Genomic DNA, 12,500 nt, shown 5'->3' with positions numbered 1-12,500 from the left:
ATTGACTTGGAACGATCGCACACCGAGGATTCTCAACACGGGCGCCCGGATCCAGCGCCCCGCCAGGCGGCGACCCGCCCCAGTCGACCCGGGCGACGGGCGGGCGTCGACCTCTAGCCGGGGGCCGGTTGGCAGCGGGGGCACCAATACGTGATGCGCTTGCCGCCGTGGGACGTCTGCTCGCCGCGTTCGATGCGGGTTCCGCAGCGGCGGCAAGGGCGTCCGGCGCGGCCGTAGACCCAGTGCTCGCGTCCGCGGGCCAGGTCGCCGGTGGTGATGTGGCCGTGCCGGTCCTTGTTGAGGTCCAGCAGCCTGTGAGAGAGCTCCACAAGGCCGAGAAGGTCGGGAACGTTCCCGACCAGGGTCCATGGGTGGACGCCCCGCAGAAACAGGATCTCGGCCTTGTAGACATTGCCGATCCCGGCCAGCCGGGTCTGGTCGAGCACCGCCTCCCCGATCGTCCGGCCGGGGTCCTCCTCCAGCCGCGCGACCGCCGCCGCGGCCGTCTCCTGCCCCCAGCCGGGATCGAGCAGGTCAGGCCCGAGATGGCCGACCGCCTGATCCTCCTCGGCGGTGCGCACCAGCTCGACCAGGCCCAGGGAGTGGCCGACCGCCTGCCATTCCGCGTTCGCCAGGACGAGCCGGACGCGGTGGTCGCGCGGCACGGGCCCGGCCCGGCGGATCTGCCAGCGCCCCTCCATCAGCAGATGGGTGTGGACGGTCAGCCCGCCCTCGACCCTGACGAGGAGGTGCTTGCCGCGCGACACGGCGTCCAGGACGGTGCGTCCCCGCAGGTCCGCGGTCGCGAACCGGGGGACGCGGAAGTCGGAACGCACCAGCGGCCGCCCGGCGAGCGCCTCGCGCAGGCGCCGGGCGGTCAGCCAGACGACGTCACCTTCCGGCATGGAAGGGCCTCAGATGAACGAGGGGCTTTCCCAGGCGGACGGGTCCTCGGTCAGTTTCTGGACGGGCTCGGGCAGTTTCCCTTCGGCGATGTGCGCGAGCGTGACCTGCTCCAGGATGGACCGCTCGCTGGCGCGCAGCGCGATCCACACGTCCTGCAGCGAACGCGCGGGCCCCTGGTACCCGACGTGCTCGGGGCGCTCGCCCCGCACGCCGAGCAGCGGCCCGTCGATGGCACGGATGATGTCGGCGAGGGAGATCTTGTCGGCCGGCCGCGCCAGCCAGTAGCCGCCCTCGGGTCCCCGCTGGCTCCGGACGAGACCGGACCGGCGCAGCTGGCCGAGGATGTTCTCCAGGAATTTGGGCGGGATCTGCTGCGCCTCCGCGAGCTGTACCGCGGTCACCGGGTGGCTCCCGGCGACCGCCAGCTCGGCAGCGGCGCGCAACGCATAGTCGACCCGGGCGGACAATCGCATACGACCATTATCGCTTGTCCGCCGCACCGCTCCGGCACCGCGACCCCCGGACCACCTACCTCGGCCACCGCCGCAACCATGCGACAACCTCAACGCCTGCGATCGCGTCCGAAGGCAGGTTTCGAGCTTGCGAGAAACCTGATCGCGCAGCGAGCCGTCAAGGCGAGACGAAGCGATGCAGCGATCGCGCGCAGTGCTCGACGATGGAGGGCGCCCAGCGCCCGAAGGAGGAGAGCGCTGCACTAGGCACAGCGCAACGCGCCCGGCGGAACCGGGCTGTTGTCCGGCGGGCGCGTCGCGGGTCTTTCGTTGGCGGGTCAGGTGGCGGGGGTCAGGCCCAAGAGTTCGGCGACGGCTTGGGCGTTGGCGGCGGCGGCGCCGTAGGACGCGAGGTACACGGCGGAGCCGGGGCGCCACACGGGCAGTCCCATCTCCACCACGACGGTGTCCGGACGGGCCGTCAGCAGGGCGGTGGTGAGGGCGCGCTGGGCGGCGTGGCGGTGCGCGTCGCGGAGCACGACGATGAGGCCGCGTCCCTTGGCACGGTCCAGGACCCGGTCCGCCGCCCCGTTCGCCCCGTCCACCTGCACGGCGTCGGGCGCCCACGGGCTCAGGCCCCAGGGGGTCGGGCCCATGGCGATGTTGCCGGTGGACTCCGTCTCGACGACGAGCGGCGCGCCGTCCCAGCCGGGCAGGGAGCCCGACACGCGGATGGCGCGGCGGGCCGCCTCCAGGCCGGCGGCGCGGTCGACGACGGCGGAGGAGTGGCCGTCGAGCCATTCCTTGAGCCGGCGCGTGCGGTCCGCGGCGTCCTGCAGCCGGTGCGGCGACAGCCGCCCGGTGCGGACGGCCTCGCCGATGGCGGCGAGGGTCGCCTCGAGGGTCTCGGCGTGCTCCTTCGGGCCGAGGCACAGCAGGTCGGCGCCCGCGATGAGCGCCCGGACGGACGCCTCGGGGATGCCGATCGCGCCGCTCGCGCCCTCCATGTCGAGCGCGTCGGTGACGATCACCCCCTGGTAGCCGAGATGCTCGCGGAGCAGCCCGGTGATCGCCTCGGGGGAGAGGGTCGCCGGCACCCCGCGGGTGATGGTGGGCAGGTTGAGGTGCCCGGTCATCACCGCGCGGGTGCCGGCCTCGATCGCCGCCCGGAACGGGACCAGCTCGCGCCGGTCCAGCAGCTCCAGGTCGGCGTCGACGAGCGGGATCGACAGGTGCGAGTCGTCCACGGTGGCGCCGTGGCCGGGGAAGTGCTTCGCGCAGGCCGCGACGCCCGCCTCCTGCGTGCCGGTGACGGACGCGGCGGCGTGCCGGGCGACGAGCTCGGGGTCGGACCCGAACGAGCGGGTGCCGATCACCGGGTTGTCGTCGGCGGTGTTGACGTCCACGGACGGCGCGAAGTTGAAGTTGACGCCGACGTCGGCCAGCTCGGCGCCCAGGGACCGGTAGATCCGCCGGGTCAGCTCCGGGTCGTCGACGGCGCCGAGCGCCGCGTTGCCCGGGTAGGGGCTGCCCGTCTGGTGGCCGCCGAGGCGGGTGACGTCGCCGCCCTCCTCGTCGATCGTGACGAACGGGTCGCCGGCCTTGCGCATCTGCGCGGTGAGCGCTGCGAGGGACTCCGGGCTCTGCACGTTGCCGGTGAGGGCGAACAGGGTGACGCCGGCGAGGCCGGCCTCCAGCTCGTCCAGCAGCCAGCGCGGCGCGGTCGGTCCGGGGAAGGAGGGGAGGAGGGTGCCGCGGGCGAGCCGGGCGATGTCCGCGGTGGTCGCGATGTCGTCGGTGGTCACCCCTTCACCGCCCCGGCGGTGAGGCCGGACACCATGCGGCGCTGGACGAGCAGGAAGAACACGATGACGGGAATGGTGAGCAGCGTCGACGCTGCCATGATGGGCCCCCAGGCGTTGCCGCTGCGGCCGAAGAAGAACTGCAGCATGATCGGGAGGGTGTACTTGTTCTGGTCGTCGAGGAACGTGAAGGCGAAGATGAACTCGTTCCAGGCGGTGATGAACGAGAAGATGCTGGTGGCGACCAGTCCGGGTGCGACGAGCGGGAGCATGACCCGGAAGAACGTCCGGATCGGTCCGGCGCCGTCGATGGCGGCCGCCTCCTCCAGTTCGCGCGGTACCGCGGCGACGAAACTTCGCAGCATCCAGATCGCGAACGGCACGGCGAAGCCGATGTAGACGATGACGAGGCCCGACAGGCTGTTCAGCAGGTCGAGCTTCTTCAGGTCGAGGAACAGCGGGATGACCAGCGCCTCCAGCGGCACCATCTGCACGATCAGCAGCATGATCAGGAAGGTGGTGCGGAACCGGAAGCGGAACCTCGCCACGGCCACCGCCGCGAGCAGCGCGAGCAGGCTCGACGCGACGACGGTGACGAGCGCGAGGATCGCGCTGTTGCGGAAGTACTCCCAGAAGCTGACCTCGGCGATGCCGCCGTTCAGCACCACGTCGAAGTGGTCCAGCGTCGGGTGCGCGGGGAACGGCTTCGGCGTCGTGCTGAAGATCTCGTCGTTGGGCTTGAAGGCGGTGGACGCCATCCAGAAGACGGGGAAGACGGCGAGGAGGAAGACCACCACCCCCGTCGTGTTCAGGATGATCTTGCGGCGCAGCTTCTTGGAGGGCGGACGGCGCCGCGTGCCGGCCTGGCGCCTCGTTGTCATGGTCGTCATTTCGTCTCCCCCTGGCGCACCATGACCCGCACGTAGAGGGCGGTGACGATGAGCAGGATGACCGTGAGCACCAGCGCGATCGCCGAGCCCATGCCGAGCTTCGGATTGAGCGACCCGAACGCCTCGGAGTAGCCGTAGAGCGACAGGTTGAACGCGTCGCGGTTCGCCATCCCGGACATGATGAACAGCTGTGTGAAGACCTTGAAGTCCCAGATGATCGACATCACGATCAGCACGAGGAAGATCGGCTTGAGCATCGGGTAGGTGAGGCTCCAGAACGTCCGCCACGGGCCCGATCCGTCCACCCGGGCGGCCTCGTACAGCTCGCCGGGGATGCTCTTCAGGCCGGCCAGGACGGACACGGCGACGAACGGGCACGCCTGCCAGACGACGCACACGGTGAGCACGGTGTACGTGGACAGCGGCGTGGCGAACCAGTTGTAGTCGGACCAGCCGCCGCCGACGAGGAAGTTCGGCAGCAGGTCGAGGGTCCAGTTGACGACGCCGCCGGTCGAGCCGAACAGCCAGGTGAAGATGATCGCCGCGGTGACCGGAGGGGTGGCCCAGGCGACCATGACGCCGCCCGCGACGAACGACGACATCCTCTTGCCGAGCTTGCTGAGCAGCAGCCCGACCAGCGTCCCGACGAGCATGGTCAGCGACACCGCGACGACGGCGAACAGCACGGTGTGCCGGAAGGTCTGCCAGAAGAAGGGGTCGTTGAGGATCGTGTCGAAGTTCTCGGTGCCGACCGACTCGGCCGGCTCGCCGCGCAGCTGGCGGTTGCCGACCTTCTGGAACGACATGATGCCGATCTGGATCATCGGCCAGAACATCAGGATGGCGATCACGACCACGGTCGGCGCGATCAGCAGGTAGGGCCCGAGGCGGGGCCCGCGGCGGGCGCGCGCCCGGCCGGAGGATCTCCGGCCGGGCGCTTTCCGCACCGCCGGTGCGGTGTCGAGCATGGACGTTCCGATCAGCCGGGTTCTAAGACGCGTTCAGCAGGGTGTTGGCTTGCTCGTTCGCCTTCTTCATCTCCTCCTCGGCGGACTTGCCCTGCATGATCGCCTTGATCGCGTTCGGGAGGACCTTCTTGGCCTGCTCGAACTCGCCCCAGCCGGCGCTGATGGGCGGGAACTTGGTGTTGCCGGCGATGGAGGTGAAGATCTCGAGCTTGGGGTCGGAGAACTTCACGTCCGAGCGCATGGACGAGAAGCCGCTGTAGTCGGCCCACGCCTTGGCGTTCTTGGCGTTGTTCAGCACCGTGATGTAGTCGAAGGACGCGGCCTTGGCCTTGCTGTCGGCCCAGACGGCCAGGTCGGAGCCGCCCGCCATGACGGGAGCGTTCCCGCCGGTCTTGGCCGGGATCGGGAAGACGCCCCACTTGTCGACGTTCTTGGGGGCGAGCTTCTTCATCTCCTTGAGCGCCCAGCTGCCGTCGAAGTACATGCCGACCTTGCCGAGCGCGAAGTCGCGCTGCGGGCCCTGCAGCTCGTGCTTGCCGATGTAGCTCTTGGACGCCACCTTGTCGGTGGTGACGAGGCCGGACCAGTACTTGGCGGCCTCGACGGCCTGCGGCTGGTCGAGCTTGCCGACCCACTTGCCGCCCTCGTTGGTGGCGACCTCGCCGCCGTTGCCCCAGATGAAGCTGAGCAGCGCGTTGGTCTGGTCGCTCGGGACGGCGATGCCGCCGCCGTCCACCTTGCCCGAGTCCTGGATCTTCTTCGCCGCCGCGGTCAGCTCGGCCCAGTTCTTCGGCTGCTGGATGTTGAGCTCCTGGAACAGGTCCGTGCGGTACCAGACGGCCCGGACGCCGCCGTACCACGGCACGGCGTAGGTCTTGCCGTCCGCCTGGTCGTTGGTGAGCGCGGTCTTGTTCAGCGTCTTGCCGTCGGCCCAGTCGCCGAACTCCTCGCTGATGTCGGCGAGGTTGCCCTGCTCGATGTGGGACTGGACGTCGGTGTTGCCCAGCTCGGTGACGTCCGGGCCCTCGCCGCCGGCCGCCGCCTTCTGGAACGTTGTAGCCACCTGCGGCCAAGGCACGTACTTGATCTGCACGTCCGTGTTCGGGTGCTTGGTCTTGAACTCGGCCTCGACGGCGTCAAGGAACTTCGTCTGCTCCGTGGTTCCTTCGCCCATCATCCAGACTTTGAGCTGGGCGGGGTCCTTGGTCGCGCCCTTTTCCTCGCCGCCGTCATCGCCGCCGCAGGCCGTGGCGGCCAGGGCGATCGCGGCAGCGACGGCCGCAATCTTCATGTACTTCACTGGGGATCCTTTCCGGCATCGCCTCGCGCGGCCTTGTGGCCTGCGGTGCGAGGGGAGATGGGGACCCTTTAGGGTCCCAGCCATGCCCCTCTCGCGTTCGCAACGCTCGCGGGCGCCCTGCTCGCCAGTCCGCGCTCTGCGCGCGCCCCCGATCCGGGGTACCGGACCGGTCGGCGCTTGGGCGTAAACTAACAAGAAACTTTCCTAAACAAAACTGCCGTTAGCGGATTGAGACACTTGAGACATCGAGGGGTACCAGCATGGTCGCCAACCGCCCGGGGACGCCGAGGCTCCTGCGTGAGCTCAACGATCGCGCGGCGCTGGACCTGCTCGTCCAGCAGGGCCCGCTGACCCGTGCACAGATCGGTGAGCACACCGGGCTGTCCAAGGTAACCGCGTCCCAGCTGTTGTCGAGACTGGAGGACCGCGGGCTGGTCGCGGTCGTCGGATCGCAGGCCGGGGGGAGGGGTCCGAACGCCGCGCTGTACGCGGTCGTCCCGTCCAGCGCCTATGTGGCCGGGCTTGAGGTCGGGCCGGACGGCGTCACCGCCGGGGTCGCCGACATCACCGGGCACATCGTCGCCCAGGTCACCGTGGACCCGAACGGCGCGGACGAGCCCGTCCGGATGGTGCACGCCGCCGTGGTGAAGGCGTGCCGCTCGGCCAAGGTCGCGCTGTCGAAGCTGAGCGCGTTCGTGATCGGCACGCCCGGCGTCGTCGACCCGCAGTCCGGCGATGTGCAGTTCTCCTTCGACCTTCCCTCCTGGCACGAGGGCGTCCTCGCCGCGTTGCGGACCGATCTGCGCCGTCCCGTGACGATCGAGAACGACGTCAACCTCGCCGCCATCGCCGAACGGGCCTACGGCGCCGCGCGGGGAGCCGACGACTTCGCGCTCATGTGGCTCGACCGCGGCATGGGCCTTTCGGTGATGCTGGGCGGACGGCTGCACCGCGGCCGGTCCGGCGGTGCGGGGGAGATCGGCTACCTGCCCGTCCCCGGCGCACCGCTGCCGCTCGGCACCGCCCGCCGCGTCCCGGCGGACGAGGGCGTCACCGAGTCGACGACCTGGGGCATCCCGACCCTCGCCGGCGGCTACGGCGCGCTCGTCGGCGCGGACGCGGTCCGCGCCCTCGCGCACGAGTACGGCGTCAAGGAGGCCACGGCGGTGGACTGCGTCCGCGCGGCCGCCGCCGACGAGGCCCGCGGCGGCCCGTTCCTGGACGATCTCGCCCGCCGCATCTCCTACGGCGTGACCTCGGTCAACATCGTCCTGGACCCGGGGCTCGTGGTGCTGTCGGGCAACCTCGGCCGCGCCGGCGGACGCCCCCTCGCCACCCGCATCGAGGAGATCGTCGGCCGCATCAGCCCGACCCGTCCCGCCGTGGCCATGACGGGAGTGGAGGGCAACGCCGTCCTGCGCGGCGCCCTGCACGCGGCCCTGGTGAAGGCCCGCGACGACGTCTTCTCCGCGGCCGGGGCGTCCTGAGCCGGACGTCTTGAAAGAGCCGAGCGCCCCCGCCTGGTGGCGGAGGCGCTCGTAAGCGTTCTTACTTGGCGGTGGCCGCGGCGGCCTGCTCTCGATGGCGCCGCGGGTCGTTCAGTGCCCGGTCGATGACGGTCTGACTGATGATCTGCCGCTTGCGCTTGAGCGCCGCCGCCTTGCGTGCCGTAGGTGTCATGGCGAACCCTGTTTCCGCGGTGGCGATCCCCCCGCCCCCGCTACCCCGTGATGTCCTCATCTTCCCAGAGGGGAGCGGTCCGCGGGATCCGTCCAAGGAATGAATTCGAGGTCAGACCAAGTGTGGAGAACACCCCTGGGACGGGCGGGGGTTCCCCTGAGATCATGGTGAGGAACGCACTCCCGTACCGGCCCGTTGGGGGAACCGTGATCGTTGAACCGAGGGGTGGCCATGGCCCTGCGTGAGCGGCTGCGGCGGCTCGTCCAGAAGCCCGGCAGCGTCGATCTCGCGCCGTTCCGCGCCCTGGTGGACGAGGCGGGCGAGCGGGAATCGCGCGTCCGGGAGCTGTCCGACGACGAGCTGACCGCGGCCGCCTCCGCCCTCCGCCGGAAGGAGGACCTGGCGGAGCTGTGCGCCCTCGGCCGGGAGGCCGCCCGCCGGACGCTCGGCGAGCGGCCGTTCGACGTGCAGCTCATCGGGACGCTCGCGCTGCTGTCCGGACACGTCGCGGAGATGGCCACCGGCGAGGGCAAGACCCTGTCGGGCGCCCTGGCCGCCGCCGGGTACGCGCTCCGCGGCCGCCAGGTCCACGTCATGTCGGTCAACGACTACCTCGCGCGCCGCGACGCCGAATGGATGGGACCGCTGTACGCCATGCTCGGCGTGTCGGTCGGCTGGGTCGGGCAGTCGTCCACGCCGGACGAGCGCCGGGCCGCCTACCGGGCCGACGTGACGTACGCGCCGGTCAGCGAGATCGGCTTCGACCTGCTGCGGGACCGGCTCGCCACCGACGCCGATGACGTCGTCCAGCCGGAGCCGTCCGTCGCGCTGATCGACGAGGCCGACTCGGTGCTGGTGGACGAGGCGATGGTGCCGCTCGTCCTCGCGGGCGCCGCCGACCTCGACTCCGCCGACCCCCGCTACGCCGACCTCGTCCGGCGGCTGCGGCCCGGCCTGCACTACACGACCGACGACGAGGCGCGGAACGTCCAGCTCACCCCGGCGGGGGCGCACGAGGTGGAACGCGTCCTCGGCCTGGACCTCTACGCGTCCGAACACCTCGACACCCTCACCGCCGTGAACGTCGCGCTGCATGCCGAGGTGCTGCTGCACCGCGACGTGGACTACCTCGTCCGCGACGGCGAGGTGAAGCTGATCAGCGAATCGCGCGGCCGGGTCGCGCTGCTGCAGCGCTGGCCGGACGGCCTCCAGGCCGCGGTCGAGGCGAAGGAGGCGCTGGAGGCGTCCCCGAGCGGCGAGATCCTCGACTCGATCACCGTCCAGGAACTGGTCGGACGCTACCCGGTGCGATGCGGCATGACCGGGACGGCGATGGCGGTGGCGGGGCAGCTCACGGAGTTCTACTCGCTGCAGATCGCCGTCGTCCCGCCGAACCGCGCCTGCGTCCGCGACGACGAGCCCGACCGCCTCTACGCGACCACCGCGGACAAGGAGGTCGCGATCGTCGAGGAGATCGCCAAGGCGCACGCCACCGGGCGACCGGTGCTGATCGGGACCGGCGACGTCGCCGAGTCCGAACGGCTCGCGCGCCGCCTCACCCGGGCCGGGCTGGACCGGGTCGTCCTCAACGCCAAGAACGACGCCGAGGAGGCCGCGATCATCGCGGAGGCCGGAGCGTACGGCGCGATCACCGTGTCCACGCAGATGGCTGGGCGCGGCACCGACATCCGGCTCGGCGGCAACCCGTCCGCGCCGCCCGGCACGGCCCCCGCCGACGTCGAGGGCTCCGACCACGACCGGGTCGCCGAGGCGGGCGGCCTCCTCGTCATCGGCACCGGCCGCTACCACAGCAGCCGCCTGGACGACCAGCTCAGAGGCCGCGCGGGACGCCAGGGCGACCCCGGCGGATCGGTGTTCTTCACCAGCCTCCAGGACGACCTCGTCACCCGCTTCGCCCCCGACGAGAAGACGAAGGCGTCGTCCGGCGACGACGGCCTCATCACCGACAAGGGCGCGCACTGGATCGTCGGCCACGCCCAGCGCGTCGCCGAGGGCGTCGATCTCGAACTGCACCGCAACACCTGGCGCTACAACCACCTGATCGGCCTGCAGCGGCGGGAGGTCCTCGCCGAACGCGACGCCGTCCTGCGCGGCGACGCCGCCGACCGGACCATGGCCGCGGACGCCCCCGGCAAGCACGCCGAACTCACCAAGACCGCGGGCGCGGACGCGGTGGCGGCGGCCGCGCGGCAGATCGTCCTGTACCAGCTGGACCGCTGCTGGTCCGAGCACCTCGCCTACCTCGCCGACCTGCGCGAAGGCATCCATCTGCGGTCGCTGGGCCGCGGCCTCGACCCGCTGATCGAGTTCAACCGCGAGGCCGTCCCGGCGGGCAAACGCCTCCTCGCGGACGCACGGAAGCGTTCGCTCGCGGCATTCGAGGCCCTCACCGCGTCGGAGGACGGCATCGACATGGACGCCGCCGACCTCAAACGTCCGTCGGCGACATGGACGTACCTCGTCCACGACAACCCGTTCGGCTCCCTCGACGAACGCGCCCTCCGCGGCATGATCAACATGTTCAAACGCCGCCGCTGACCCCCCGCCCGGCCTGCCCGCGCGATCCCCGGCACCCCGCCCCGATCCATACGCCTGCCCTGCCCGGCGCGTCTGACCCGCCTGCTGCGTCTGACCTGCCTGCTGCAGGCTGGCCTGTCGGTGCGCCTGACTCGCCTGGCCGGCTGACCTGCCCGGTGCGGCTGACCGGCTTGCTGCGGCGGACTGACCGCTCGGTGCGGCTGATTCGACGGGCGCGGCTGACCTGCCCGGCGCGGCCGACCTGCCTGCTGCGGCTGACCCGCCTGGTGTGGGCTGACCCGCCTGGTGTGGGCTGACCCGCCTGGTGTGGGCTGACCCGCCTGGTGTGGCCTGCCCGGTGCGGCTGACCCGCCTGGCGGGGCTGGCCTGTCGGTGCGGTTGACCCGCCCGATGCGGCTGGACGGTCTGGTTCAGCGGGGCAGGATGGCGGCGGCGGTAGCACGGGCGACCGACGCCGCGTTCCGGACGCCGCCGACACTGAACGCGACGACCGCGCCCTCGTGGATGATGAGGAGCTGATCCGCCAGGTTCGCCCGGTCGGCGATCCCGGCGTCCTCGATCAGGCGTGCGTAGAGATCCCTCAGCCATGCCTTCTGCTCGGCCGCCGCGCCGTGCACCGGGTGGGACGCGTCGGGCAGTTCCGCACAGGCGTTCACCATCGAGCAACCGCGCTCGGGTTCGACGGCCTGCCACGCCGCGAGGGCGTCGAACGTGGCGAGAATGCGTTCACGGGCGTCCGCGACCTCGGCGATGCGCTTGGTGACGAAGTCGCGCCAGCGTTCGTCGCGGGTGCGCAGGTAGGCGAGGATCAGCGCGTCCTTGGAGTCGAACCGGTCGTACACGGTCTTCTTCGTGACCCCGGCCTCCGCGGCGATCAGCTCCATGCCGACCGACCCGATGCCGCGCTCGTAGAACAGCTCGCTCGCCACCTGGAGCACCCGCCGTCCCGCGGGCGTGAGCGGCCGGTTGCCGACAGCGGCCATGGCACCTCCCTCGTCACGCCTAAACCGCAAGTATACATACCGGTATAGGTACTGTGTTGCTATACCGGTATGTATACCTGATGAGGAGACCCGTGATCACTCGCCGGCTGGACGCCCTCCTAGGCGCCGCGTTCGTCGTCACCTGGAGCTCGGGGTTCATCGGCGCGGAACTCGGCACCCGCGGAGCGCCCGCGAGCGGCCTGCTGGCCTGGCGGTTCATCATCGCCGCGGCCGTCCTCGGCGGGTGGCTGGCGTGGCGGCGGCGCCGGATCCCGCGCCGCGACCTGGTGCTGCACGTCGTCATCGGGACGCTGGCGCAGGGCGGATACCTCTACGGCGTCTTCCTGGCCGCCGAGCACGGCGTCGTCGCCGGGATCAACAACCTGATCACCGCGCTGCAGCCGCTCGTCGCCGTCACGCTCGCCGTCCCGATCCTCGGCGAGCAGATCACCAGGCGGCAGTTCGCCGGGTTCGCCGCCGGGCTCGCCGGGGTCGCGCTCGTCGTCGGCGGCGACGTGCGCGGCGGCGCCCCGGCGTGGGCGTACCTGCTCCCGTTCGCGGCGATGCTCTCCCTCGTCGGCGCGACCCTCCTCGAACGGCGCGCCCGGCCCGCCGCCGCCCTGCCCGAAGCTCTCGCCGTCCAGGCCCTGGTCAGCGCGGTGCTGTTCGCGGGCGTCGCCGGCGCGGACGGGGCGCTGGTCCCGCCCGCCGACCCGGTGTTCTGGACGGCCGTCGCCATCCTGGTCGTCCTAGCGATGTTCGGCGGATACGGGCTGTACTGGGTGAACGTCCGCCGGACGGGCGTCGCACGAGTCTCCGCACTGCTGTACCTCACCCCACCCACGACGATGCTGTGGAGCTGGATCATGTTCGGCAGCACACTGACACCGCTATCGCTGCTAGGCGTCCTCGTCTGCGCCGCCGCCGTAACCGTAGCCCTCCACACACCCACCCCCCACC

Annotated in this window: 11 protein-coding genes; 3 read left to right on the top strand and 8 right to left on the bottom strand. The window is 71.2% G+C overall.

What is annotated here, in order from left to right; genetic code table 11:
* Window positions 1-113: 113 nt before the first annotated feature.
* From E1287_RS05440 to E1287_RS05415, 6 genes are all read right to left on the bottom strand, one after another.
* Window positions 114-905: a DNA-formamidopyrimidine glycosylase family protein gene (locus tag E1287_RS05440; protein WP_131963710.1), complete on the bottom strand. Its 792-nt coding sequence runs from the start codon at window positions 903-905 to the stop codon at window positions 114-116.
* Window positions 906-914: 9 nt separating this feature from the next.
* The gene (locus E1287_RS05435; protein ID WP_131963709.1) at window positions 915-1,379 is read right to left on the bottom strand and encodes an Rrf2 family transcriptional regulator; all 465 of its coding nucleotides are present in this window, start codon (window positions 1,377-1,379) and stop codon (window positions 915-917) included.
* A 317-nt stretch (window positions 1,380-1,696) separates the two neighbouring features.
* The gene (locus E1287_RS05430; RefSeq protein ID WP_243718652.1) at window positions 1,697-3,163 is read right to left on the bottom strand and encodes a glycoside hydrolase family 3 protein; all 1,467 of its coding nucleotides are present in this window, start codon (window positions 3,161-3,163) and stop codon (window positions 1,697-1,699) included.
* Window positions 3,160-4,050 carry a carbohydrate ABC transporter permease gene (locus E1287_RS05425; RefSeq protein ID WP_165968892.1) on the bottom strand — a complete coding sequence of 297 codons (891 nt, stop codon included), beginning with the start codon at window positions 4,048-4,050 and terminating at the stop codon, window positions 3,160-3,162. The genes E1287_RS05430 and E1287_RS05425 overlap by 4 nt, the downstream gene beginning before the upstream one ends.
* On the bottom strand, window positions 4,047-5,018 hold the full coding sequence (locus E1287_RS05420; protein WP_131963708.1) for a sugar ABC transporter permease: 972 nt from the start codon (window positions 5,016-5,018) through the stop codon (window positions 4,047-4,049). Before E1287_RS05420 ends, E1287_RS05425 begins: the two co-directional genes overlap by 4 nt.
* 22 nt (window positions 5,019-5,040) lie before the next feature.
* Window positions 5,041-6,309 (bottom strand): extracellular solute-binding protein, encoded by a 1,269-nt coding sequence (locus E1287_RS05415; RefSeq protein WP_243718667.1) that lies wholly within the window; start codon window positions 6,307-6,309, stop codon window positions 5,041-5,043.
* 269 nt (window positions 6,310-6,578) lie between these two features.
* Between E1287_RS05415 and E1287_RS05410 the strand changes: the two genes are divergently transcribed.
* A complete protein-coding gene (locus tag E1287_RS05410) occupies window positions 6,579-7,805 on the top strand; it encodes an ROK family transcriptional regulator (protein WP_131963706.1) in 1,227 nt (408 codons plus the stop codon).
* 61 nt (window positions 7,806-7,866) lie between these two features.
* Here the strand turns inward: E1287_RS05410 and E1287_RS46240 are convergent, their stop codons facing one another.
* Window positions 7,867-7,998: a hypothetical protein gene (locus tag E1287_RS46240; RefSeq protein ID WP_279503238.1), complete on the bottom strand. Its 132-nt coding sequence runs from the start codon at window positions 7,996-7,998 to the stop codon at window positions 7,867-7,869.
* A gap of 231 nt (window positions 7,999-8,229) precedes the next feature.
* Between E1287_RS46240 and secA2 the strand changes: the two genes are divergently transcribed.
* On the top strand, window positions 8,230-10,557 hold the full coding sequence (secA2, locus tag E1287_RS05405) for an accessory Sec system translocase SecA2 (protein ID WP_131963705.1): 2,328 nt from the start codon (window positions 8,230-8,232) through the stop codon (window positions 10,555-10,557).
* 410 nt (window positions 10,558-10,967) lie between these two features.
* On the opposite strand, the gene E1287_RS05400 is transcribed toward secA2, so the two are convergent.
* Window positions 10,968-11,540: a TetR/AcrR family transcriptional regulator gene (locus E1287_RS05400; protein WP_131963704.1), complete on the bottom strand. Its 573-nt coding sequence runs from the start codon at window positions 11,538-11,540 to the stop codon at window positions 10,968-10,970.
* 92 nt (window positions 11,541-11,632) lie between these two features.
* Here E1287_RS05400 and E1287_RS05395 point away from each other — a divergent pair.
* Window positions 11,633-12,500 (top strand): DMT family transporter (locus E1287_RS05395; RefSeq protein WP_243718650.1); only part of this gene is annotated, 868 nt, incomplete at its 3' end.

It is taken from the genome of Actinomadura sp. KC06 (genome assembly GCF_004348735.1).
In the GTDB taxonomy this organism is placed as follows: domain Bacteria; phylum Actinomycetota; class Actinomycetes; order Streptosporangiales; family Streptosporangiaceae; genus Spirillospora.
The sequence above is the reverse complement of the archived record's forward strand: the minus strand, read 5'-3'. Positions and strand labels throughout refer to the sequence as shown.